Here is a 23,355-nt window from a genome sequence, read left to right as displayed (position 1 = left end):
CAGGGGGCGCGGGGCCGCCGAGGACCCCCGGCACCTGGCGGGACATAGCCTTTTGAAACGACCGTTAAGCCTGCGCGAGCACCCGGCAGAAAAACGCCCCGCGCCATTGGCCGGGGCATTTCTTTCGTTTGAACATTACAAAGTGTTCAAAATCTATACAACCGTGACCCCGGGCCTTATACTTGGCCGCTGTTGCTCTCATATTTAACCTTGCGAAGGTGCCTCGATGAACCGCAGTGTTCCTGCCAGCAGTGCCGCTCCCGGAATGGGCGCTGACCAGGTCATGGGGGAGCACTTTCGCGTCATTGCAGAAATCGGCGGCGACATCGCGTTTTCGATCGATTGCGCAACTGGCCAACTGCGCTACATCAGCCCAGCGGTCGAGCAACTGCTCGGTTACGGGCCAGCCGCGTTTTCCGATCACCTCTCGGGCCAGCACCCGCAGCCGGCATTGGCCGTGCTGTGCGGCGGCCTGGGCGAACGGTTACGGCGCTACGCGCTCGGCGATCGCACCCGGCTGCGCGTGGTGCGCGATTTCGAAGTACGCCACCGGATCGGCCAACTGGTTCCGGTCGAGGTGATCTCGACGCTGGTGACAGACGGTGACGGCGCGCCGCTGGCGCTGGTCGGATCGATGCGCGACCTGTCCGCGCGGCGCGCGCGCGAAGCGGAGCAAAAGCGCTTTGCCAGCATGCTCAACCACGAATTCCGCACCCCGTTGTCGACCATCGACGGCGCCATCCAGCGGCTGGAAGCGACCAGCCACGGGGCCGACGAATCGGCGCGCCAGCGCTACCGCAAGATCGCGACCGCGGTCGAGCAGCTGATTGGCATGCTTGACGATTACCTGTCGCCGGAGCGGATGGCGATGATCGGCGGGCAGCGCCGGACGAACGCGATCGCGCCGCGCCGGCTGCTCGACGAAGCCGCCGACCAAGCGCGCGCGGCTGGACGGCGGGTGGTGCTCGAAGCAAGAGAACTGCCGGCCACGCTGCGCTGCGATCCGGAAGGACTGCGGCTCGCGCTCAAGGTATTGCTCGATAACGCAATCCGCTACGCGCCCGAAGACAGCCCGATCACGCTGACAGGGCGCATTGGCGCCGGGGGCATCGAACTGACGGTGCGCGACTGCGGTCCGGGCGTCGAGGAAAAGGACGCTGCCCGCATCTTCGACAAGTTCTATCGCGGAAGCTGCGCCGCCGGCCGGCCGGGCAGTGGGCTGGGGCTCTATATGGCGCGTTCCGTCATTGAAGTGCAGGGCGGCACGCTCGAATTGGTACAGGCAGCGCGCGGCGGAGCGGAATTTAGGATCTGGCTGCCGGCGGCGGGCGGCGGAAAAAAAGTTGCAGCTGCCGTCACCAATCCTGATAATTGATGGATGAGAAACTAGGGTAGAGTCAAGGCAACCCGCGGGTGAAACAAAATGACAAAAACGGTCAACCCATGACGCAGATACTGATTGTTGAAGACAACGGCGCATATGCCGGCGACATGGCCGACTTCCTGCGGGAACTCAACCACGAAGTAACGATAGCCACCACGGCCAGCGAAATGTGGGCCGCGCTCACGCGCACGCCGGCGGCGGTGGTCGTGCTCGACCTGGGGCTGCCCGACGAAGACGGCTTCAACGTCATCCCGCGCATGCGCCAGCTCTACCCCGAAATCGGGCTGCTGGTGCTGACGGGACGGGTAGCCTTCGACAACCGCATTCTGGGGCTGCGCCTGGGCGCCGACCATTACCTGACCAAACCGATCAAGTTCCCCGAACTGGCCGCGCACATCGAAGCGCTCGACCGCCGCGTACGGCCGCAAGAACCGGCGCCGGTACCGAGCAAATGGACGCTGCGCGTGAGCGCGCGCCAGCTTGAACTGATGGGCAAGGTGATCGACCTCACCGAAAAGGAATGCAACTTCCTGCACCTACTGACCATCAACACCCGGCCAGTTCCACGGCAAGTGATCGTGGCGGGCATGGGCGGCGACGACCCTGATGCCAGCCGGCGAGTCGACATGCTGGTATACCGGCTGCGCAAGAAAGCGCGCGCCGGCCTGGGCCAGGATCTGCCGCTACGCAGCGCTTACGGCGAAGGCTACAGCCTCTCCGCCGGCTTCACCCTCGCCTGAAGTGGGGTCAGAGTCAAATTATTCAGCAACTAGTTGCTCAATAATGAGGGTCTGACCCCCGTTTCTATTTCTCATGGCGCCGTTTCCACACCGCAAGTGGGGTCAGACCCTAATTGCGGGGTAATAGTTGCCTAAAAACTAGCCGCAGGGTCAGAGTCAAATTATTGGGAAATTAGTTGCTTGATAATGGGGGTCTGACCCCACGTTTAAATGGGGACAGAGTCAAGCCGGTTTGCGCGATGTTTGAGATTAATTGGGGACAGAGTGGTATTTGTGCGCTAGAATCTCCGCTTAAACTCTTTCCTAGCATCTATGGCCCGCCATCCCCGTCTCGTCCTGCCTCACCAGCCGCACCATATCATTCAGCGAGGTAATGACCGCCGGGTGATCTTCCGCGACGAGGAGGACTATCAGCGTTTCCTCGCTTGGCTAAAGGAAAGCTCGCGTTTTTACAGCGTGGCGATCCATGCCTATGTGCTGATGCCGAACCATCTGCATCTGCTGGCCACGCCCAGCGACGATGAAGGGCTGGCGCAGATGATGCAAAAGCTCGGGCGCTTCTATGTGCCCTGGTTTAATAGCAAGTACGAGCGCACCGGGGGCTTGTTCCAGGGGCGCTTCCGGACGTCGTTGGTCGATTCGGAGCGATATTTCCTTACGTGCAGCCGCTATATCGAGCTCAATCCGGTGCGCGCTCAGCTCGTTGCCAGCCCGCTTGACTATCCCTGGTCGAGTTACGCCCACCACGCCGGGGGGCGCGTCGATCCGCTGGTGACCGACCATCTGTTGTATTGGTCGCTCGGCAACACCCCGTTCCAGCGCGAGGCGGCCTACATGGATCTGGTGCAGCAGGGACTGTCCAGCGAGGAACTTGATGCGATCAACAAGGCCGTGCTGAAGGGCCAGCCACTCGGCAGCCACAGCTTCAAGGCCGAACTCGAGCGCAAGACCCAGCGCCAGGTGCTGCCAGCCAAGCGCGGCAGGCCGTTCAAGGTGCCCCAAGCGGCCTGATTGGCGAAAACGCAACAGGGAGAGGCAGCGGCCACTGGGCCGGCTGCCTCTTTTTTTATCTCCAGCAACGCGCGCCCCCTGTGGTTTTATCCGCCATCTACCTGGCACGCATAGCCGAATTGACTCTGTCCCCAATTATTTGACTGAACAAAAAGTTGCCAAATAATTCGACTCTGACCCTAATTATTTCTGTTGAACTTTCTGTTGCGTTGCACTATTCTCGGCCTCCGACCCCCGAAAAAGCTGTGGAGAGCACCTGATGATTGCCCAAGGTTTGTACGATCCCGCCAATGAACATGACGCCTGCGGCGTCGGCTTCATCGCCCATATCAAGGGCAACAAGAGTCATTCCATCATCGAGCAGGGCCTGCTGATCCTGAAGAACCTGGATCACCGGGGCGCCGTCGGCGCCGACCCGCTGATGGGCGATGGCGCAGGTATCCTGATCCAGATTCCGGATCAGTATTTCCGCGACGAAATGGCCAAGCAGGGCGTCGAGCTGCCCCCGCCGGGCGAGTACGGCGTGGGCATGGTGTTCTTGCCGAAGGAGAATGCCTCGCGCATTGCCTGCGAGCAGGAGATCGAGCGCGCCGTGCGCGCCGAGGGCCAGGTGGTGCTCGGCTGGCGCAATGTGCCGGTCGACGAGACCATGCCGATGTCGCCGACCGTCAAGGCCAAGGAGCCGGTGATCCGCCAGATCTTCATCGGCCGCGGCCCGGACGTGATGGTCACCGACGCCCTCGAGCGCAAGCTGTACGTGATCCGCAAGTCGTCCGGCCACGCGATCCAGGCTTTGAAGCTCATCCACGGCAAGGAGTTCTTCGTGCCGTCGATGTCGGCCCGTACCATCGTGTACAAGGGCCTGCTGCTGGCCGACCAGGTGGGCGTCTATTACAAGGACCTGCAGGATCCGCGCTGCATTTCGGCGCTGGCGCTGGTGCACCAGCGCTTCTCCACCAACACCTTCCCCGAGTGGCCGCTGGCCCACCCGTACCGCCTGATCGCGCACAACGGCGAGATCAACACCGTCAAGGGCAACTTCAACTGGACCCGCGCGCGCGAAGGCGTGATGAAGTCGGCGGTGCTGGGCGATGACCTGTCCAAGCTGTTCCCGCTGATTTACGAAGGCCAGTCCGACACCGCCTGCTTCGACAACGCGCTCGAGCTGCTGCTGATGGCCGGCTACCCGATCGCGCAGGCGATGATGATGATGATTCCGGAGGCGTGGGAGAACCACACGTCGATGGACGACAACCGCCGCGCCTTCTACGAATACCACGCCGCGATGATGGAGCCGTGGGACGGCCCGGCCGCGATGGCCTTCACCGACGGCCGCCACATCGGCGGCACCCTCGACCGCAATGGCCTGCGCCCGGCGCGCTATGTGATCACCGAGGACGACCTGGTCGTGATGGCGTCCGAATCGGGCGTGCTGCCGATCCCGGAGTCGAAGATCGTCAAGAAGTGGCGCCTGCAGCCCGGGAAGATGTTCCTGATCGACCTGGAAGCCGGCCGCATCATCGACGACAAGGAGCTCAAGGACACCTACGCCAACGCCAAGCCGTACAAGGCCTGGATCAAGTCGGTGCGCATCAAGCTGAACGAACTGAAGCTGCCCGACAGCCAGGCCAAGAGCGGCCCGGCGCAGGGCGAAAAGCCGGCGGTGCCCCTGATCGACCGCCAGCAGGCGTTCGGCTACACCCAGGAGGACCTGAAGTTCCTGATGGCGCCGATGGCCGTGCTGGGCGAGGAGGCCGTGGGCTCGATGGGTAACGACTCGCCGCTGGCGGTGATGTCGAACAAGCTCAAGCCGCTGTATAACTACTTCAAGCAGCTGTTCGCGCAGGTGACCAACCCGCCGATCGACCCGATCCGCGAAGCGATGGTGATGTCGTTGGTGTCGTTCATCGGCCCCAAGCCGAACCTGCTCGACACGAACAACGTGAACCCGCCGATGCGCCTCGAAGTGTCGCAGCCGATCCTGGGTTTTGACGACATGGCGCGCCTGCGCGGCATCAGCGGCCACACCGGCGGCAAGTTCAAGTCGTATGAGCTGAACATCTGCTATCCGGTCGCTTGGGGCAAGGAAGGCATCGAGGCATCGCTCGCGTCGCTGGCCGCGGAAGCGGTGGACGCGGTCAAGTCCGGCCACAACATCCTGATCCTGTCGGACCGTAATTTGAACGCCGACCAGGTCGCGATTCCCGCGCTCCTGGCCACCTCGACCATCCACCAGCACCTGGTGCAGCGCGGCCTGCGCGCTTCCACTGGCCTGGTGGTCGAAACCGGTTCGGCGCGCGAGACCCATCACTTCGCCCTCCTGGCCGGCTACGGCGCGGAAGGCGTGCACCCGTACCTGGCGCTGGAGACGCTGGTCGAGCTGGCGCACAACCTGCCGCACGAAATGTCGTCCGAGAAGGCGATCGCCAACTACATCAAGGCGGTCGGCAAGGGCCTGATGAAGGTGATGTCGAAGATGGGCATCTCCACCTACATGTCGTACTGCGGCGCGCAGATTTTCGAAGCGGTCGGCCTGAACAAGTCGCTGGTCGACAAGTACTTCCGCGGCACCTCGTCGACGGTGGAAGGCATCGGCCTGTTCGAAGTGGCCGAGGAGGCGCTGCGCCTGCACCATCTGGCGTTCGGCGACGATCCGGTGCTGGCCGGTGCGCTCGATGCGGGCGGCGAATACGCGTACCGCGTGCGCGGCGAGGACCACGTGTGGACGCCGGACGCGATCGCCAAGCTGCAGCACTCGACCCGCGCCAACAACTTCTCGACCTACAAGGAGTACGCGCAGATCATCAACGACCAGAGCCGCCGCCACCTGACGCTGCGCGGCCTGTTCGAGTTCAGGATCGATCCAATGAAGGCGATCCCGATCGACGAGGTCGAACCGGCCAAGGAGATCGTCAAGCGCTTCGCCACCGGCGCGATGTCGATGGGCTCGATCTCGACCGAGGCGCACACCACGCTGGCCGTGGCGATGAACCGCATCGGCGGCAAGAGCAACACCGGCGAAGGCGGCGAGGATCCGGTGCGCTACCAGAACGAGTTCAAGGGCATCAAGATCACCAAGGGCGAGACCCTGGCCTCGGTGCTGGGCAAGGACCGCGTGGTGACCGACTTCCCGCTGCAGGAAGGCGACTCGCTGCGCTCGAAGATCAAGCAGGTCGCGTCGGGCCGCTTCGGCGTCACCGCCGAGTACCTGAACTCGGCCGACCAGATCCAGATCAAGATGGCGCAGGGCGCCAAGCCGGGCGAGGGCGGCCAGCTGCCGGGCCATAAGGTCTCGGAATACATCGCGTCGCTGCGCTTCTCGGTGCCGGGCGTGGGCCTGATCTCGCCGCCGCCGCACCACGACATCTATTCGATCGAGGACCTGGCGCAGCTGATCCACGACCTCAAGAACGTGAACCCGAGCGCGTCGATCTCGGTCAAGCTGGTGTCGGAAGTGGGCATCGGCACCGTGGCTGCGGGCGTTTCCAAGGCCAAGGCCGACCACGTGGTGGTGGCCGGCACCGATGGCGGCACCGGCGCCTCGCCGCTGTCGTCGGTCAAGCACGCCGGCACGCCGTGGGAGCTGGGCCTGGCCGAAACCCAGCAGACGCTGGTGCTCAACGGTCTGCGCAGCCGCATCCGGGTGCAGGCCGACGGCCAGATGAAGACTGGCCGCGACGTCGTGATCGCGGCCATGCTGGGCGCCGATGAAATCGGCTTCGCCACCGCGCCGCTGGTGGTCGAGGGCTGCATCATGATGCGCAAGTGCCACCTGAACACCTGCCCGGTGGGCGTGGCGACCCAGGACCCGGTCCTGCGCGCCAAATTCCAGGGCAAGCCCGAACACGTGGTCAACTACTTCTTCTTCGTCGCGGAAGAGGCGCGTCAGATCATGGCGCAGCTGGGCATCCGCACCTATGACGAGTTGATCGGCCGCTCGGACCTGCTCGACAAGTCCCGCGCGGTTCGGCACTGGAAGGCACAGGGCCTGGACTTTTCGGCCATCTTCTACCAGCCGAAGACCGACGCGCCGCACCAGATCTACCACAGCGACGCCCAGGACCACGGCCTGGACAAGGCGCTCGATCATAAGCTGATCGCGCAGGCCAAGGCCGCGCTGGAGAAGGGCGACCGCGTGTCGTTCATCTCGCCGGTCAAGAACGTCAACCGCACGGTCGGCGCCATGCTGTCGGGCGAAGTGGCCAAGCGCTACGGCCATGCCGGCCTGCCGAACGATACGATCCACATCCAGTTGCAGGGCACCGCGGGCCAATCGGCCGGCGCGTTCCTCGCACATGGCATCACGATCGACCTGGTCGGAGAAGGCAACGACTACGTCGGCAAGGGCATGTCGGGCGGGCGCATCATCGTGCGCCCGAACACCGAGTTCCGCGGCTGGGCGGTGGACAACATCATCGTCGGCAACACCGTGCTGTACGGCGCGATTGCGGGCGAAGCCTTCATCAACGGCGTGGCCGGCGAGCGCTTCGCCGTGCGCAACTCGGGCGCGACGGCCGTTGTCGAGGGCCTGGGCGACCACGGTTGCGAATACATGACCGGCGGCACCGTGGTGGTGCTGGGCGATACCGGCCGCAACTTCGCGGCGGGCATGTCGGGCGGCGTGGCGTATGTCTACGACCCGAAGGGCGACTTCGAGAAGAGGTGCAACACGTCGATGGTCAACTTGGAGCCGGTGCTGGCCCAGCACGAGCAGACCGACGTTTCGGCCTGGCACGCCCAAAGCCGTGGCGCCGAGCGCGAGTCGGACGAGGCGATCCTGAAGCGGCTGATCGAGCGCCACTTCAAGCACACCGGCAGCACCCGCGCCCGCAACCTGCTCGACGACTGGGCCAACAGCCGCAGCAAGTTCGTCAAGGTGTTCCCGACGGACTACAAGCGTGCGCTGGAGGAAATGCACAACAGCAGCATGGAAGAAGCCAACGACAAGATCGAGCTGGCGGCTTAAACCAAAAGCAAGCGGACAGCAGCAAGCGTTTGCACGTTTAAATAGCGTTAGAACGTCATCCCCGCGCAGGCGGGGATCCATGCAGAGGCTCAGAAATCACAAAGGCAGCCTGACAGCAAACTCAGCATGGGCTCCCGCCTTCGCGGGAGCGACGGTTCACCGCAGCAGGCCCAATCTTGAGCCGCCGCGGAATCGACAAAAAGGACCAAACACGTGGGTAAAATCACTGGCTTCATGGAATTTCAACGGCAGGAAGAGGACCATCTCGATCCTGCCCAGCGTGTCAAGAACTACAAGGAATTCACGCTGACCCTCTCGGACGCCCAGGCCAAGCTGCAGGGCGCGCGCTGCATGGATTGCGGCATCCCGTTCTGCAACACGGGCTGCCCAGTGAACAACCAGATCCCCGACTGGAACGATCTGGTTTATCACGGCAACTACCGTGCCGCGATCGACAACCTGCACTCGACCAACAACTTCCCGGAGTTCACCGGCCGCATCTGCCCAGCTCCATGCGAGGCGGCGTGCACGCTGAACATCAACAGCGAAGCGGTCGGCATCAAATCGATCGAGCGCAAGATCATCGACGCCGCCTGGGAACACGGCTGGGTCGTGCCGCAACCGGCGGCCGTCAAGACCGGCAAGAAGGTCGCGATCATCGGCTCCGGGCCCGCGGGACTGGCGGCAGCCCAGCAGCTCGCGCGCGCCGGCCACGACGTGACGGTGTTCGAAAAGAGCGACCGCATCGGCGGCCTGCTGCGCTACGGCATCCCCGACTTCAAGATGGAAAAGGTCCACATCGACCGCCGCATCGAGCAGATGCAGGCCGAGGGCGTCACGTTCCGCACCAGCGTGCTGATCGGCAAGGACTTCCCGGCCAGCGTCAGCAACATGGCACGCGAGACGATCTTCCCAGAAGACCTGAACGGCGAATTCGACGCGATCGTGCTGGCCGGCGGCGCCGAGCAGCCGCGCGACCTGCCCGTCCCGGGCCGCGAGCTCAAGGGCGTGCATTTCGCGATGGACTTCTTGCCGCAGCAAAACCGCGCCAACGCCGGCGACAAGGTCAAGGAGCAGATCAAGGCCACCGGCAAGAACGTGGTCGTGATCGGCGGCGGCGACACCGGTTCGGACTGCGTGGGTACCTCCAACCGCCACGGCGCTGCCTCGATCACCCAGTTCGAGCTGATGCCGCAGCCTCCCGGCGAGGAGAACAAGCCGCTGGTCTGGCCGTACTGGCCGACCCGCCTGCGCACCTCGTCCTCGCATGAGGAAGGCTGCGAGCGCGACTGGGCGGTGGCCACCAAGCGCTTCGAAGGCAAGAACGGCAAGGTCGAGAAGCTGATCGCCTGCCGCGTTGAGTGGAAGGACGGCAAGATGGCGGAAGTGCCGGGCTCGGAATTCGAGATGAAGGCCGACCTGGTGCTGCTGGCGATGGGCTTCGTGTCTCCGGTGCAGCAGGTGCTGGACGCGTTCGGCGTGCAAAAGGATGCGCGCGGCAACGCCCGCGCCGCCACCGACGGCGAGCATGCGTACCAGACCTCGGCGCCGAAGGTGTTCGCCGCAGGCGACATACGCCGCGGCCAGTCATTGGTCGTGTGGGCGATCCGCGAAGGCCGCCAATGCGCACGGGCAGTGGACGAATTCCTGATGGGTTCCTCGGTACTGCCGCGCTGATCACGCGCCTTGACGAAAAAAAACGCAGCGGCACGCAAGACCGCTGCGTTTTTTTTGTGCCGTCGTAGGGTGCGCACCTGTGCGCACGCGGTTCGCGAACGGCGCGGAGTGGAGCGGCAGCCGCAAGTCAGCATGCGGTGACCGCGTGCGCAAAGGTGCGCACCCTACGCTCGGAAATTCGCGAACGCCGCGAAGTGGAGCGGCAGCCGCAAGTCAGCATGCGGTGACCGCGTGCGCACAGGTGCGCACCCTACTTGGGCAAGTACTCAGTACACCAGCCCCAGCCCGCCGTTTGCATGCAGCGGGCGCGCCGGCTTGTTCGCCCGCCGCGCCATGCTGTGCAGGTCGAGCGGCCGCGTCAGCCGGTAGCGCGCCAGCGCGGCACCGCCAACGGCCACCGCGTCCGCGCCGAAGTGCGAGGTGCGGATCGCTGGCGCCGCCAGCAGCGCCGCCTCCGCGTACTCGCCCAGCACCCGCCGTGCCGGTTCGATCAAGATCCCGCCCAGCCGCAGCGCGGGGCCGCCGATGACGATCGCCATCGGGTCGAAGCCGGCCCACAGGTTGTTGAGCAAAACCCCAAGCTGGCGCCCCGCCGCCTCCACGGCCGTGCAGGTCACGTCTTCCCCCGCGGCGACCCGCGCGAACAGCCGCTCCAGCGCCGCATGGCTGGGGCCTTCATTTCCCAGCAGCGAACCCAGCCCGATCAGCGCGTCGGCGCAGCCGCGTCGCCCGCATGAGCACAACGGCCCGCCAGCCTGCAGGATCGTGTGGCCGACTTCGCCGGCGAAGCCGTTCAGGCCGGTCAGCAGGCTGTCGCTGACGATCACGCCCGCGCCCACGCCGTAGCCGATCGAGAGGTAGACCAGCGGGTCGGTGCCCGACTGGCCGGTGAATTCGAATTCGGCCAGCGCGGCCACGTTCGCCTCGTTCTGCATGTACAGCGGCAGTCCGTCCAGCGGCGAGCCGGCCAGGTGGGCCTGCATCTGGCCGGCGACGTCGACGTTGCGCCAGCCCAGGTGCGGCGCGTAGCTCAGTACCCCCAGCGTCTCGTCGACCCCGCCATGCAGGCCGACGCCCACGCCCAGCACCTGGCGCGCGCCGTCTTCGCCCGTGGCCCGCGCCAGCCGGCGCGCGAGGCGGATCAGCGCCACCGCCACCAGCCGGATGCAGGATGCCGGGTCGTGCACGTCGTCGTAGGTGACCACGCGCGTGTCGAGCACCTCGCCCAACAGGTTGGTGGCGACCACGCGCGCTTCGTCCACGCCCACGTCGGCGCCGAGCAGGGCCAGCCGGTCCGGGTCCAGGTGCAGCGGGGTGGCGCGCCGGCCTACCTCGCCGGTGGTGATCAGTTCGCTTTCGGCGAGCCAGCCTTCGTCCATCAGTTCGCGCACCAGCAGGCTGACCGTGGACTTGGTCAGCCCCAGCACCTCGGCCAGCGCGGCGCGCGAGGACCCGGGCTGGTTGCTGACTTGACGCACCAGCGCCATCCGATTGAGTTGCTTGAGGAGTTGCTGGTCACCGGTGACAGGCATGATCGGACGAATGGGGTGAAATTGTGATTATTATGCAACGCCAACCGTCGGTTGCAACATATGCGATGCGCTTATTTTGTTGGCCGATCGAACGGTGAAGCTTCCAGTATATCCACTCCTTTCTTCAAGCGCGAACCCGCGCAAGCCTGCCGCGAAGTCCTTGGTGGCGTGACCATCCTCTTCAACACCACCAGAGCGCGGACCTGATGGGCGACGCTGAATTGCCCGCGTTCCTGAGCAGTATCAGCAGCTCGGTCGAGCAGACGGCGCGCCGCCTGCCATCGTACCGGGACTACGTACGGAAGTACTGCGCCGCCTGACGGCAGCTGATCCGCCTGCTAGCCGTCATCCCCGGCCTCGGCGGCAGCCCGGCGCGGTATGGGGCCGCGCCTGCGGGGCGCCTTCGCGGGAACGACGTGCTGGCGCGCGCAAAAGCTCATTTTTCCCCGTCATTTTGCAGTGCCGCATAAGTGCCGTTACACTCCAGCCATACATGAATGTATGTTTTTTGCGGTACAATAGGCAAAATTAGGAAACATGCATATCTGAACAAAAACAAGTACTTACGAACAGAAATATCTGACCCACTGTTCATTAATGTTGTATTATCACGGCGGTTACGCCGGACAGATTGGGCCGCCGCAAGCGGGGATTGATGTTTCTGCACTACAATATGGGATTCCCTCAATCCGAACATCACTGTGTCTAATCTTGTCGAAATCCGCGATGTGTATTTCGCGTACGCAGAGCGTCCCATCCTGTCGAACCTGCGCATGGACTTTCCGCGCGGCAAGCTTGTGGCTGTCATGGGTGGCTCGGGCTCCGGCAAGACCACGGTGCTGCGCCTGATCGGCGGCCAGATCCGCGCCCAGCGCGGCACGGTCAAGGTGAACGGTGAGGAAGTCAACAGCCTGGACATCCACGGCCTGTACCGCCTGCGCCGCAAGATGGGCATGCTGTTCCAATTCGGCGCCCTGTTCACCGACCTGTCGGTGTTTGATAATGTCGCTTTTCCGCTGCGCGAGCACACCGACCTGCCGGAAGAGGTGATCCGCGACCTGGTGCTGCTCAAGCTCAACGCGGTCGGCCTGCGCAACGCGCACAAACTCAAGCCCGCCGAGATTTCCGGCGGCATGGCGCGCCGGGTGGCGCTGGCGCGCGCGGTCGCACTCGACCCCGAACTGATCATGTACGACGAACCGTTTGCCGGGCTGGACCCGATTTCGATGGGCGTGACCGCCAACCTGATCCGCAACCTGAACGATGCGCTGGGCTCGACCTCGATCGTGGTCTCGCACGACGTCAACGAAACCTTCGCGATCGCCGACTACGTTTATTTCCTGTCCGCCGGCAAGATCGTGGCCGAGGGCACGCCGGCCGAAATGCGCGCCTCGCAAGACCCGTATGTGAAGCAGTTCGTGCACGCCGCCCCCGATGGCCCGGTGCCGTTCCACTATCCGGGCAAGTCGCTGGCCGACGACCTGGGCCTGGGAGGCCGCGCATGATCCTGCGTTTCCTGGAAGCGATCGGCCGCCTCGTCCGCGAAAGCATCGCGCGCCTGGGCTACGCAACCCGCGCGTTTTTCGAACTGCTGGGCCTGTCGCCCGGCGCGCTGCGGCGGCCGGCCCTGATTTCGGAACAGGTCCATTTTATCGGCAACTATTCGCTGCTCATCATCGCCATTTCCGGACTGATGGTCGGCGCCGTGCTCGGCCTGCAGGGCTATTACACGCTGTCGACCTATGGCGCCGAGCAAAAGCTCGGCACGGTGGTAGCGCTGTCGCTGGTGCGCGAGCTGGGCCCGGTGGTGACCGCGCTGCTGTACGCCGGCCGCGCCGGCACCTCGCTCACCGCCGAGGTCGGATTGATGAAGGCGGGCGAGCAGCTGGCCGCCATGGAAATGATGGCAATCAACCCCGTGCAGCGCGTGCTGGCGCCGCGCTTTTGGGCCGGCGTGATCGCCATGCCGGTGCTGGCGGCCGTGTTTTCGGCGGTCGGCGTGCTGGGCGGCTACATCGTCGGCGTGCAACTGATCGGGGTCGACGAGGGCGCGTTCTGGTCGCAGATGCAGTCGGGTGTCGACGTGCGCGCGGACATTCTTAACGGCATGATCAAGTCCTTCGTGTTCGGCGTGCTGGTCACCTTCACGGCGTTGTTCCAAGGCTACGAGGCCGAGCCCACGCCGGCCGACGTGGCGCGCGCAACGACGCGCACGGTGGTGATTTCGTCGCTGATCATATGGGGCATGGACTTCATCCTGACGGCCCTGATGTTCAACAAATAATTCGAAAAGAGTCAGGCTGCGCCCGGCGCGCCGCCAAAATCAAGGAAAGCTTATGCATCGCAAAACCATTGACATCTGGGTCGGCCTGTTCGTGCTGCTGGGACTGGCCTCGCTGCTGTTCCTGGCCCTCAAGGCCGGCAACATGAGCGCGGTCTCGTTTACCAAAACCTATTCCGTGAGCGCCAGGTTCGACAACATCGGCGGCCTCAAGCAGCAGGCGCCGGTCAAGAGCGCCGGCGTGGTGGTTGGCCGCGTGGGCAACATCAGTTTTGACGACAAGAATTTCCAGGCAAGCGTGCGCCTCGATCTGGAGGAGCGTTATAAATTCCCCAAAGACAGTTCGCTAAAGATTTTGACTTCGGGCTTGCTGGGCGAGCAATACGTCGGCATCGAACCGGGCGGTGACACCCAGAACCTGGTCGATGGCGATCGTATTACCCAGACACAATCGGCCACCGTGCTGGAAGATCTGATCAATCGCTTCATCTACAGCAAAGCGGCCGAGGGTGGAAAGGATAGCTCGCAATGACAGGAAGTATCACGAAGGCTGCGCGACGTGGGCGCGGCCTGGCTGTGGCCGTTGCTGCCGGCCTGCTGCTGGCAGGCTGCGCGACGCCGCAGAACCCGAAGGACCCGTTCGAACCGTTTAACCGCACGGTATTTACCTTTAACGACAATGTCGACCGTGTGGCGCTCAAGCCCGTGGCCACCGCCTACAAGGACCACGTGCCGGGGTTCATGCAGACTGGCGTCAACAACTTTTTCGGCAACCTGAACGATCTGTGGAGCGCCGCTAACAATTTCATGCAGCTCAAAGGGCAGGCGGGCATGAACGACCTGACGCGGTTCGGCCTGAACTCGACCTTTGGCATGCTGGGCCTGCTGGACATCGCCAGCCCGGCCGGCTTGAGCAAGCACAACGAGGACTTCGGCCAGACCCTGGGTTATTGGGGAATGCCAAGCGGGCCCTACTTGATGTTGCCAATTCTGGGGCCATCTACCGTGCGTGATACCGCGGCTCTGCCGGCTGACCTGTGGGCCGACCCGTGGAGCGAGGCGAATCCGACGCGGCTGCGCAACACCGGGATCGGCGTGCGTGCGGTCGACCAGCGCGCCACGATCCTGGACGCTTCGAACCTGCTGGAGGAAGCGGCGCTCGACCGTTACGAGTTCATCCGCGACGGCTACCTGCAGCGGCGCGAGAGCAAGGTGTACGACGACGACAGGTCGAAGCGGCGCAAGCCCAAGTCGAAATATGACGCCGATGCCGACGACGATGACCAGGACATGGCACAGCAGCAACCGGAGACGCCGGCGTCAGCCGAAACGCCCTCGAAGTAGTTAACCCGGGTCGAGCCGACGCCCGTCATCGCGGCGGCGACCCACCAACGAACAGAAAGAGAGCATATGAAACCGATCGCACAACTCGTCTTTGCCACTGCCGCCACCATCGCCTTCTCGACCAGCGTGCTGGCCGCGCCGGCGCCGGCCGCCAGCGAGGCGCCGGACGTGCTGGTCAAGCGCATCAGCACCGAAGTGATCGACGCGGTCAAGGCCGACAAGGACATCCAGGCCGGCAACCGCAACAAGATCATGGACCTGGTCAACGCCAAGATCCTGCCGTACGTCGATTCCGAAAAAATGACCTCGATGGCGGCAGGGCGCTTCTGGCGCCAGGCCACCCCGGAGCAGCAAAAGCAGCTGTCGGACGAATTCCGCACCCTGCTGGTGTATACCTATTCGGGCGCGCTGGCGCAGATCCGTAACGAGACCGTCGAATTCAAGCCGTTCCGCGCCGACCCGGCGGACACCGAAGTGGAAGTGCGCTCGCAGGTCAACATGACGCGCGGCGAGCCGATCACGCTGAACTACCGCCTGACCAAGACCCCGAACGGCTGGAAGATCTTCGACATCAACGTGATGGGCGCCTGGCTGGTCGAAACCTACAAGGGCACCTTCGCGTCCGAGATCAGCAAGGGCGGGATCGACGGCCTGATCAAGCGCCTGCACGAGCGCAACCAGCAATTGGCCAGCAAGCCGCTGGTCACCCCGAAGCGCTGAGCATGAGCGAGGCGAATCCGATGCTCTCGCTCGACGCCCTGACCTTCCACACCGCGACCGCGGCGCTGGAGCAGGGCTGCGTCGCGCTGGCCGCCGGCGCGACCGAGTTCGACCTGGCCGGCGTGAAGGCCGCCGATTCGGCCGGCGTGGCGGTGATGGTGGCGTGGGAGCGCCGCGCCCGCCAGCTGGGCCGCAACATCACCTACAAGAACGTACCACCCGGCCTGCATACGCTGGTCCACCTGTACGGGCTGGACGCACTGCTGCCGCAGGACTGAGCACCTTACGATCCTGAACATACCCGTAGGGTGCGCACCTGTGCGCACGCGGTCATCGTGTGCCGGCTTGCGGCTACTGTTCAAATACGCTGCGATTGCGAACCGCGTGCGCACTGGTCCTCGGCGGCCCCGCGCCCCCTACGATCCCCATCACTTGCCGTATTCCTACCACCGAACTCTTCCAAATCCGATTTCCCCTATAATCGGTAGTTTCACCGCAAGGCCCGCTGCTGCCCGGCCGCATCTGAACAAGAATGACAGCGATCCAGATTAACAACGTCGAAAAAAGCTACGGGCGCTTCAAGGCGCTCAAGGGCGTTTCCCTGACCATTGAAGAGGGCGAGTTCTTCGGCCTGCTCGGCCCGAACGGCGCCGGCAAGACCACCCTGATCTCCACCATCGCCGGCCTGATACGCGCCGACGCCGGATCCGTGCAGGTCATGGGCCATGACGTGGTGACCGACTTCCGCGAGGCCCGGCGCCGCCTGGGCGTGGTGCCGCAGGAGCTGGTGTTCGACCCGTTCTTCACCGTGCGCGAGACGCTGCGCCTGCAGTCGGGCTACTTCGGCATCAAGAACAACGACAAGTGGATCGACGAGGTCATGGAAAACCTTGACCTGACCAACAAGGCCGACGTCAACATGCGCGCCCTGTCCGGCGGCATGAAGCGGCGCGTGCTGGTCGCCCAGGCGCTGGTGCACAAGCCGCCGGTGATCGTGCTCGACGAGCCGACCGCGGGCGTGGACGTGGAGCTGCGCCAGACCCTGTGGAAGTTCATCTCGCGCCTGAACCGCGAAGGCCACACGGTGGTGCTGACCACCCACTACCTCGAGGAGGCCGAGGCCATGTGCCAGCGGGTGGCTATGCTCAAGCTGGGCAAGGTGGTGGCGCTCGATTCCATGCAAGGGCTGCTGCGCCGGGTCTCCGGCTCGCAGCTGATCGTGCACCTGGGGAGCGGCAAGCTGCCCGATAGCCTGCGCCACCTGGTCTCGCACGACGAGCATAGCAACGGCAACCGCTACTGCCTGCGCGTCAATGCGCCGGGCGAGGTCGAAAGCATCCTGGCGCGCCTGCGCGAAGCCGGCGCCGTCGTCGACGAGATGCAGCTGCAACAGGCCGACCTGGAAGACATCTTCCTGCAGGTGATGGAAGGGGAAGCACAATGAGTTTCGCATCCGTGGGTTTCCGCACACTGTTCTACAAAGAGATGCTGCGCTTCTGGAAGGTCGCCACCCAGACCGTCGCCGCGCCGATCCTGACCGCCATGCTGTACCTGCTGATCTTCGGCCATGTGCTGGGCGGGCGCGAAGTCTATCCGGGCGTCTCGTACACCGCGTTCCTGATCCCGGGCCTGGTGATGATGAGCGTGCTGCAGAACGCCTTCGCCAATTCGTCGTCCTCGCTGATCCAGTCCAAGATTACCGGCAACCTGGTGTTCATCCTGCTGCCGCCGCTGTCGCACTGGGAGATCATCTCGGCCTACGTGCTCGCTTCGGTGGTGCGCGGCCTGGCGGTGGGCGCCGGCGTGTTCGTCATTACCGCCTGGTTCGCGCACCTGTCGTTCGCGCAGCCGCTGTGGATCCTGGCGTTTGCGCTCCTGGGCGCGGCGATCCTGGGCACGCTGGGCGTCATCGCCGGCATGTGGGCCGACAAGTTCGACCAGCTCGCCGCTTTCCAGAACTTCCTGATCATGCCGGCCACCTTCCTGGCGGGAGTGTTCTATTCCATCCACTCGCTGCCCCCGTTCTGGCTGACGGTCTCGCATTTCAACCCGTTCTTTTATATGATTGACGGGTTCCGTCACGGCTTCTTCGGCCAGTCCGACATTTCGCCCTGGACCAGCCTTGCCATCGTAGCGGCATTCTTCGTGGTGCTGGCGGCGATTGCGATCAACCTGCTCAAGCGCGGCTACAAGCTGCGCCATTAGTTGCCAACATTAGTTACCAAGGAATTATCGTGGCTACCACCCCCGAACTGATCCACGGCTATATCAGCAAAGGCCTGGAGTGCACCCACCTCGAAGTGGAGGGCGACGGCCAGCACTTCACCGCCGTGATCGTATCCCCGGCGTTTGGCGGCAAGAGCCGCATCCAGCGCCACCAGCTGGTGTACGGCGCGCTCGGCGAGCGCATGCGCGAGGAAATCCACGCGCTGTCGATGAAGACCCTGACCCCGGACGAATACCAAGGATAAGCATGGACAAGCTCCAGATTGTGGGCGGCAAGCGCCTGGATGGTGAAATCGTGATCTCCGGCGCCAAGAACGCGGCGCTGCCAATCCTGTGCGCCGGCATCCTGACTTCAGGCGACGTCGAGCTGTCCAACGTGCCGCGCCTGCAGGACGTGAAGACCATGCTCAAGATCCTGGCCGGGACCGGCCTGACGGTCACCCAGGACGACGAGCGCGTGACGCTCAATGGCGCCAACATCGACACCCTGGTCGCTCCCTACGAGCTGGTCAAGACCATGCGCGCCTCGATCCTGGTGCTCGGCCCGCTGCTGGCGCGCTTCGGCGAAGCCAAGGTGTCGCTGCCGGGCGGCTGCGCGATCGGTTCGCGCCCGGTCGACCAGCACATCAAGGGCCTGCGCCAGATGGGCGCCGAGATCACCATCGAAGGCGGCTACATCCATGCCAAGTGCGCCAGGCTCAAGGGCGCGCGCATCCACACCGACATGATCACCGTGACCGGCACCGAGAACCTGCTGATGGCCGCCACCCTGGCCGAAGGCGAGACGGTGCTGGAAAACGCCGCGCGCGAGCCGGAGGTGACCGACCTGGCCAACCTCCTGGTGTCGATGGGCGCGAAGATCGAAGGCATCGGCACCGACCGCCTGGTGATCCAGGGCGTGAACGCACTGCACGGCGCCAGCCACGCGGTCATTTCCGACCGCATCGAGGCAGCGACTTTCCTGTGCGCGGTGGCCGCGACCGGCGGCGACATCACGATTTCGCGCACCCGCACCGACATCTTCGACGCGGCGCTGGACAAGCTGCGCGAAATGGGCGTGGAGCTGACCGTGGGCGAATCGACGATCCGCGCCCGCATGAACCGCCGCCCGTCCCCGGTGTCGTTCCGCACCACCGAATACCCGGGCTTCCCGACCGACATGCAGGCCCAGTTCATGGCGGTGAACACGATCGCTTCCGGCACCAGCCGCGTGACCGAGACCATTTTCGAAAACCGCTTTATGCACGTGCAGGAGATGAACCGTTTGGGCGCGCAGATCGCCATCGACGGCAACACCTCCTTCATCACAGGCGTGGAGCGCCTGGTCGGCGCGCCGGTGATGGCGACCGACCTGCGCGCCTCGGCCTCGCTGGTCATCGCCGGCATGGCGGCCGAGGGCACCACCGTGGTCGACCGCATCTACCACCTGGACCGCGGCTACGACCGCATGGAAGCCAAACTGCAAAGGGTCGGCGCCGACGTCGTGCGCATCAAATAAGAACATCTTCATGAACACTCGCAACCAAGGCGACCAGCTGATCCTGGCGCTCTCGAAAGGCCGCATTTTCGAGGACACCCTGCCGCTGCTCGCGGCAGCCGGCATCACAGTGCTGGAGAATCCTGAAACCTCGCGCAAGCTGATCTTGCCGACCAACGATCCGGCTGTGCGCGTGCTGATCGTGCGCGCCACCGACGTGCCCACCTACGTGCAGCACGGCGCCGCCGATTTCGGCGTGGCGGGCAAGGACGTGCTGCTCGAGCACGGCGGCGAAGGGCTGTACCAGCCGGTCGATCTGAACATCGCGTGCTGCCGCATGTCGGTGGCGGTCAACGCCGGCTTCGACTACGACAACGCGGTGCGCCAGGGCGCGCGCCTGCGCGTGGCGACCAAGTTCGTGCACACAGCGCGCGAGCACTTTGCGCGCAAGGGCGTGCACGTCGACCTGATCAAGCTGTACGGCTCGATGGAGCTGGCGCCATTGGTCGGCCTGTCGGACGCGATCGTCGACGTGGTCTCGACCGGCGGCACGCTGCGCGCCAACAACCTGGTCGAAGTCGAAAAGATCATGGATATTTCCTCGCGCCTGGTGGTGAACCAGGCCGCGCTCAAGCTCAAGCGCGAGCGCCTGCAACCCATCATCGAGGCGTTCCAGAACGCGTCGAAACAGCAAGGCTGATCATGGCAGTTCAAATCCGCAAACTCGATTCCACCGACGCCGACTTCCAGCAGCGCCTGTCAAGCCTGCTCGCCTTCGAAGCCGCGACCGATGACGCGATCGAATCCGCGGTGGCGCAAATTTTGGCCGACGTGAAGGCGCGCGGCGACGCCGCCGTGCTCGAATACACCAACCGCTTCGACCGTATTCCCGGCGGCGCCGCCAGCATGGCCGCGTTCGACATCGGGCAGGAAGAACTGGACGCCGCGCTGGCCGCGCTGCCGCAAGCGCAGCGCGCCGCGCTGCAGGCAGCAAGCGATCGCATCCGGGCGTTCCACGAGCGCCAGAAGCAGGAATTGAAAGGCTTCACCTACACCGAGCCGGACGGCACAGTGCTGGGCCAGCGCGTCACGCCGCTGGACCGCGTGGGCATCTACGTCCCCGGTGGCAAGGCGGCCTATCCGTCGTCGGTGCTGATGAACGCTATTCCCGCCCAGGTGGCGGGGGTGAAGGAAATCGTGATGGTGGTGCCGACCCCGGACGGCATCAAGAACCGCATGGTGCTGGCGGCGGCCGCGATCGCGGGCGTGACGCGCGTGATCACCATCGGCGGCGCCCAGGCGGTCGGCGCGCTGGCGTACGGTACCGAGACCATCGCCCCGGTGGACAAGATCGTCGGCCCCGGCAACGCCTACGTGGCGGCGGCCAAGCGCCGCGTGTTCGGCCTGGTGGGCATCGACATGATCGCGGGCCCTTCGGAGATCCTGGTGCTGTGCGACGGCACCACCGATCCGGACTGGGTGGCGATGGACCTGTTCTCGCAGGCCGAGCACGACGAGCTGGCGCAGGCGATCTTGCTGTGCCCGAACGAGGAGTACATCGCACGCGTCGAGGCCAGCATCCACAAGCTGCTGCCTGGCATGCCGCGCAAGGAGACCATCGAAGCCTCGCTGTCCGGCCGCGGCGCGCTGGTCAAGGTGCGCGACATGATTGAAGCCTGCGAGATCGCCAACGCGATCGCCGCCGAGCACCTGGAAATCTCGGCCGAGAATCCGCAGCAGTGGGCGGACAAGATCCGCCACGCCGGCGCGATGTTCCTCGGCCGCTTTTCGTCCGAGTCGCTGGGCGACTACTGCTGCGGCCCGAACCACGTGCTGCCGACCTCGCGCACCGCGCGCTTCTCCTCGCCGCTGGGCGTGTACGACTTCCAGAAGCGCTCGTCGGTGATCCAGGTGAGCGAAGCGGGCGCCCAGACCCTGGGGCGCGTGGCCGCCGAACTGGCCTACGGCGAGGGCTTGCAGGCCCACGCCAGGAGCGCCGAACTGCGTTTGACGAAATCATGAACTCCTGGGTCAACCAGGTGTTCTGCGAGGATGCGCTGGAGGGACTGGCGCGCATCCCGGACGCAAGCATAGACCTGATCCTGACCGACCCGCCCTACAATCTCGGCAAGGACTACGGCAACGGCTCGGACCAGCAGAGCGTGCAAGACTACCTGGCCTGGACCGAGCAGTGGATCGACAAGGCGCTGCCCAAGCTCAAACCCAACGGCAGCCTGTACATCTTCCTGACCTGGCGCTTCGCCCCCGAGATTTTCGTCATGCTCAAACAGCGCATGACGATGATGAACGAGATTATCTGGGACCGGCGCGTCCCCTCGATGGGCGGCAGCGTGCGCAGCTTCTCGTCGGTGCACGACACGATCGGCTTTTTCGTCAACCGCAAGGACTACTACTTCGACCTCGATGCGGTACGCATACCGTACGACGCCGAGACCAAGAAGGCGCGCTCGCGCTCGATCTTCGTCGGCGCCAAGTGGCTCGAAGTCGGCTACAACCCCAAGGACCTGTGGAGCGTGTCGCGCCTGCACCGCGAGCATCCCGAGCGCGCCGACCACCCGACCCAGAAGCCGCTCGAGATCATCGAGCGCATGATCAAGGCCTCGTGCCCGCCGGGCGGGGTCGTGCTCGACCCGTTCATGGGCAGCGGCACCACCGCCGTGGCCGCGCGCCGGCTCGGGCGTCATTACGCCGGTTTCGAGCTGAACCCGGCGTATTGCGAGATCATCGAGGCGCGGCTGGCCGCGCCGGAGGTGCCGGTGGCATCGAAAAAGCGCAAGGCCGAGGCGAAAAGCGCCGCCGTGCGCACGCTTGACGTTCCGGAGCCAACACTCATTGCAGATAAAGCGCAAACCAAAGCCGCATAAGGACCGACCCATGTCATCCATCGATACCCTGATCGCCAACACCATCCGTCCGGACGTACAGCAGCTCGCCGGCTACCACGTGCCCGACGCGAGCGGCTACATCAAACTGGACGCCATGGAGAACCCGTATGAGCTGCCGTACGAGCTGCGCGAAGAACTGGGGCGGCGCCTGGCGGACGCGGTGATTAACCGCTACCCGGTCCCGTCCTATACCACCCTCAAACAGAAGGTGTGCGCCAGGCTCGGCGTGCCTGCCGGGTACGACGTCATCCTCGGCAATGGCTCGGACGAGCTGATCTCGATTATGGTCACCGCCTGCGCGCGCAAGGACCGCCGCGCCACCGTGCTGGCCCCGATTCCGGCGTTCGTGATGTTCTCGATGTCAGCCAGGCTGGCCGGCATGGACTTCGTCGGCGTGCCGCTGCGGCCCGACCTTAGCCTGGACAAGGAAGCGATGCTGGCCGCGATCGCCGAGCACAAGCCGGCCCTGGTGTTCCTCGCCTACCCGAACAACCCGACCGGCAACCTGTTCAACGCCGACGACATGGCCGAGATCATCCGCGCGATGAAAGACACCGGCATCGCGGTGGTCGACGAGGCCTACCACCCGTTCGCCAAGACCACCTTCATGGACCGCCTGCCCGAGTTCGGAAACCTGGTCGTGATGCGCACCCTGTCCAAGCTGGGCCTGGCCGGCATCCGCCTGGGCTACATGTCGGCTGACCCCGCGCTGCTGGCGCAGTTCGACAAGGTGCGCCCGCCCTACAACGTCAACGTGCTGACCCAGATCGCGGCCGAGTTCGCGCTCGACCACATGGACGTGCTCGACCGGCAGGCCGAGCTCCTGAACGCCGCGCGCGACGAGCTGGCCGCCGAACTGGCGTCCCTGCCGGGGGTCGAAGTGTTCCCGTCGGCCGCCAACTTCCTGATGGTGCAGGTGCCCGACGCCGATCAGGTATGTGCGAATATGCTTGCGAAAAAGGTGCTTATCAAAAATTTGGTTAAAATGCCAGTACTGGCCAATTGCATCCGTGTGACGGTCAGCACGCCGGAAGAGAATTCCGAATTCCTGAATGCCTTGAAGGCGTCCCTGGGCGGGACGACCTGATTCT

The 23,355-nt window shown here is 64.5% G+C and carries 20 protein-coding genes; 19 read left to right on the top strand and 1 reads right to left on the bottom strand.

The annotated features are described in order from the left end of the window. Positions 1 to 226: 226 nt before the first annotated feature. The 5 genes from E4O92_RS21910 (at position 227) to E4O92_RS21890 (ending at position 9,778) form a co-directional block, all read left to right on the top strand. Positions 227 to 1,375, top strand: a complete 1,149-nt coding sequence (locus E4O92_RS21910; RefSeq protein WP_135191793.1) for a PAS domain-containing sensor histidine kinase — start codon at positions 227 to 229, stop codon at positions 1,373 to 1,375. A 68-nt stretch (positions 1,376 to 1,443) separates the two neighbouring features. After that, positions 1,444 to 2,124, top strand: coding sequence for a response regulator transcription factor (locus tag E4O92_RS21905; protein WP_135191792.1), 681 nt, complete (start codon positions 1,444 to 1,446; stop codon positions 2,122 to 2,124). A 312-nt stretch (positions 2,125 to 2,436) separates the two neighbouring features. Further along, positions 2,437 to 3,135, top strand: a complete 699-nt coding sequence (locus E4O92_RS21900) for a transposase (RefSeq protein ID WP_135191791.1) — start codon at positions 2,437 to 2,439, stop codon at positions 3,133 to 3,135. Between the two features lie 259 nt (positions 3,136 to 3,394). Continuing rightward, the gene (locus E4O92_RS21895; protein ID WP_135191790.1) at positions 3,395 to 8,101 is read left to right on the top strand and encodes a glutamate synthase-related protein; all 4,707 of its coding nucleotides are present in this window, start codon (positions 3,395 to 3,397) and stop codon (positions 8,099 to 8,101) included. 213 nt (positions 8,102 to 8,314) lie between these two features. After that, positions 8,315 to 9,778 carry a glutamate synthase subunit beta gene (locus tag E4O92_RS21890; RefSeq protein WP_135191789.1) on the top strand — a complete coding sequence of 488 codons (1,464 nt, stop codon included), beginning with the start codon at positions 8,315 to 8,317 and terminating at the stop codon, positions 9,776 to 9,778. 266 nt (positions 9,779 to 10,044) lie between these two features. Here E4O92_RS21890 and E4O92_RS21885 read toward each other — a convergent pair whose 3' ends face one another. Next, positions 10,045 to 11,310 (bottom strand): ROK family transcriptional regulator, encoded by a 1,266-nt coding sequence (locus tag E4O92_RS21885; protein WP_135191788.1) that lies wholly within the window; start codon positions 11,308 to 11,310, stop codon positions 10,045 to 10,047. A gap of 701 nt (positions 11,311 to 12,011) precedes the next feature. On the opposite strand from E4O92_RS21885, the gene E4O92_RS21880 reads away from it, so the two are divergent. The 14 genes from E4O92_RS21880 to hisC all read left to right on the top strand — a co-directional run bounded on the left by E4O92_RS21880 (position 12,012) and on the right by hisC (position 23,351). Further along, a complete protein-coding gene (locus E4O92_RS21880; RefSeq protein WP_135191787.1) occupies positions 12,012 to 12,815 on the top strand; it encodes an ABC transporter ATP-binding protein in 804 nt (267 codons plus the stop codon). Then, complete coding sequence (gene mlaE / locus E4O92_RS21875; protein WP_135191786.1) at positions 12,812 to 13,594, top strand: lipid asymmetry maintenance ABC transporter permease subunit MlaE; 783 nt, start codon at positions 12,812 to 12,814, stop codon at positions 13,592 to 13,594. The genes E4O92_RS21880 and mlaE overlap by 4 nt, the downstream gene beginning before the upstream one ends. Before the next feature lie 52 nt (positions 13,595 to 13,646). After that, the gene (gene mlaD, locus E4O92_RS21870) at positions 13,647 to 14,123 is read left to right on the top strand and encodes an outer membrane lipid asymmetry maintenance protein MlaD (protein WP_135191785.1); all 477 of its coding nucleotides are present in this window, start codon (positions 13,647 to 13,649) and stop codon (positions 14,121 to 14,123) included. Beyond that, positions 14,120 to 14,935, top strand: coding sequence for an MlaA family lipoprotein (locus E4O92_RS21865; protein WP_135191784.1), 816 nt, complete (start codon positions 14,120 to 14,122; stop codon positions 14,933 to 14,935). The genes mlaD and E4O92_RS21865 overlap by 4 nt, the downstream gene beginning before the upstream one ends. A 66-nt stretch (positions 14,936 to 15,001) precedes the next feature. Then, entirely contained in the window at positions 15,002 to 15,655 is a 654-nt protein-coding gene (locus tag E4O92_RS21860; protein ID WP_135191783.1) for an MlaC/ttg2D family ABC transporter substrate-binding protein, read from the top strand. Positions 15,656 to 15,657: 2 nt separating this feature from the next. Next, entirely contained in the window at positions 15,658 to 15,933 is a 276-nt protein-coding gene (locus E4O92_RS21855) for an STAS domain-containing protein (RefSeq protein ID WP_135191782.1), read from the top strand. A 254-nt stretch (positions 15,934 to 16,187) separates the two neighbouring features. Next, positions 16,188 to 17,099: an ABC transporter ATP-binding protein gene (locus E4O92_RS21850; protein ID WP_135191781.1), complete on the top strand. Its 912-nt coding sequence runs from the start codon at positions 16,188 to 16,190 to the stop codon at positions 17,097 to 17,099. Continuing rightward, on the top strand, positions 17,096 to 17,860 hold the full coding sequence (locus E4O92_RS21845) for an ABC transporter permease (protein ID WP_135191780.1): 765 nt from the start codon (positions 17,096 to 17,098) through the stop codon (positions 17,858 to 17,860). Before E4O92_RS21850 ends, E4O92_RS21845 begins: the two co-directional genes overlap by 4 nt. A 29-nt stretch (positions 17,861 to 17,889) precedes the next feature. Continuing rightward, the gene (locus E4O92_RS21840; protein ID WP_135191779.1) at positions 17,890 to 18,126 is read left to right on the top strand and encodes a BolA family protein; all 237 of its coding nucleotides are present in this window, start codon (positions 17,890 to 17,892) and stop codon (positions 18,124 to 18,126) included. Positions 18,127 to 18,128: 2 nt separating this feature from the next. Next, positions 18,129 to 19,379, top strand: coding sequence for a UDP-N-acetylglucosamine 1-carboxyvinyltransferase (gene murA, locus E4O92_RS21835; protein WP_135191778.1), 1,251 nt, complete (start codon positions 18,129 to 18,131; stop codon positions 19,377 to 19,379). A gap of 10 nt (positions 19,380 to 19,389) precedes the next feature. Next, positions 19,390 to 20,058, top strand: coding sequence for an ATP phosphoribosyltransferase (hisG, locus tag E4O92_RS21830; RefSeq protein WP_135191777.1), 669 nt, complete (start codon positions 19,390 to 19,392; stop codon positions 20,056 to 20,058). A 2-nt stretch (positions 20,059 to 20,060) separates the two neighbouring features. Continuing rightward, positions 20,061 to 21,380, top strand: coding sequence for a histidinol dehydrogenase (hisD, locus tag E4O92_RS21825; RefSeq protein ID WP_135191776.1), 1,320 nt, complete (start codon positions 20,061 to 20,063; stop codon positions 21,378 to 21,380). Beyond that, entirely contained in the window at positions 21,377 to 22,243 is an 867-nt protein-coding gene (locus tag E4O92_RS21820; protein ID WP_135191775.1) for a DNA-methyltransferase, read from the top strand. The genes hisD and E4O92_RS21820 overlap by 4 nt, the downstream gene beginning before the upstream one ends. A gap of 10 nt (positions 22,244 to 22,253) precedes the next feature. Further along, entirely contained in the window at positions 22,254 to 23,351 is a 1,098-nt protein-coding gene (gene hisC / locus E4O92_RS21815; RefSeq protein ID WP_135191774.1) for a histidinol-phosphate transaminase, read from the top strand. Positions 23,352 to 23,355: the final 4 nt, after the last annotated feature.

The sequence above is a fragment of the Massilia horti genome (genome assembly GCF_004614195.1).
Taxonomy (GTDB): domain Bacteria; phylum Pseudomonadota; class Gammaproteobacteria; order Burkholderiales; family Burkholderiaceae_D; genus Telluria; species Telluria horti.
This window is presented reverse-complemented; position numbering and strand designations above follow the sequence as displayed.

Bases quoted from the DNA above. Each gene is read 5' to 3' on its own strand.
- E4O92_RS21910 (WP_135191793.1), top strand. From the start codon at position 227: ATGAACCGCAGTGTTCCTGCCAGCAGTGCCGCTCCCGGAATGGGCGCT.
- E4O92_RS21905 (WP_135191792.1), top strand. From the start codon at position 1,444: ATGACGCAGATACTGATTGTTGAAGACAACGGCGCATATGCCGGCGAC.
- E4O92_RS21900 (WP_135191791.1), top strand. From the start codon at position 2,437: ATGGCCCGCCATCCCCGTCTCGTCCTGCCTCACCAGCCGCACCATATC.
- E4O92_RS21895 (WP_135191790.1), top strand. From the start codon at position 3,395: ATGATTGCCCAAGGTTTGTACGATCCCGCCAATGAACATGACGCCTGC.
- E4O92_RS21885 (WP_135191788.1), bottom strand. From the start codon at position 11,310: ATGCCTGTCACCGGTGACCAGCAACTCCTCAAGCAACTCAATCGGATG.
- mlaE (WP_135191786.1), top strand. From the start codon at position 12,812: ATGATCCTGCGTTTCCTGGAAGCGATCGGCCGCCTCGTCCGCGAAAGC.
- mlaD (WP_135191785.1), top strand. From the start codon at position 13,647: ATGCATCGCAAAACCATTGACATCTGGGTCGGCCTGTTCGTGCTGCTG.
- E4O92_RS21865 (WP_135191784.1), top strand. From the start codon at position 14,120: ATGACAGGAAGTATCACGAAGGCTGCGCGACGTGGGCGCGGCCTGGCT.
- E4O92_RS21860 (WP_135191783.1), top strand. From the start codon at position 15,002: ATGAAACCGATCGCACAACTCGTCTTTGCCACTGCCGCCACCATCGCC.
- E4O92_RS21855 (WP_135191782.1), top strand. From the start codon at position 15,658: ATGAGCGAGGCGAATCCGATGCTCTCGCTCGACGCCCTGACCTTCCAC.
- E4O92_RS21850 (WP_135191781.1), top strand. From the start codon at position 16,188: ATGACAGCGATCCAGATTAACAACGTCGAAAAAAGCTACGGGCGCTTC.
- E4O92_RS21845 (WP_135191780.1), top strand. From the start codon at position 17,096: ATGAGTTTCGCATCCGTGGGTTTCCGCACACTGTTCTACAAAGAGATG.
- murA (WP_135191778.1), top strand. From the start codon at position 18,129: ATGGACAAGCTCCAGATTGTGGGCGGCAAGCGCCTGGATGGTGAAATC.
- hisG (WP_135191777.1), top strand. From the start codon at position 19,390: ATGAACACTCGCAACCAAGGCGACCAGCTGATCCTGGCGCTCTCGAAA.
- hisD (WP_135191776.1), top strand. From the start codon at position 20,061: ATGGCAGTTCAAATCCGCAAACTCGATTCCACCGACGCCGACTTCCAG.
- E4O92_RS21820 (WP_135191775.1), top strand. From the start codon at position 21,377: ATGAACTCCTGGGTCAACCAGGTGTTCTGCGAGGATGCGCTGGAGGGA.
- hisC (WP_135191774.1), top strand. From the start codon at position 22,254: ATGTCATCCATCGATACCCTGATCGCCAACACCATCCGTCCGGACGTA.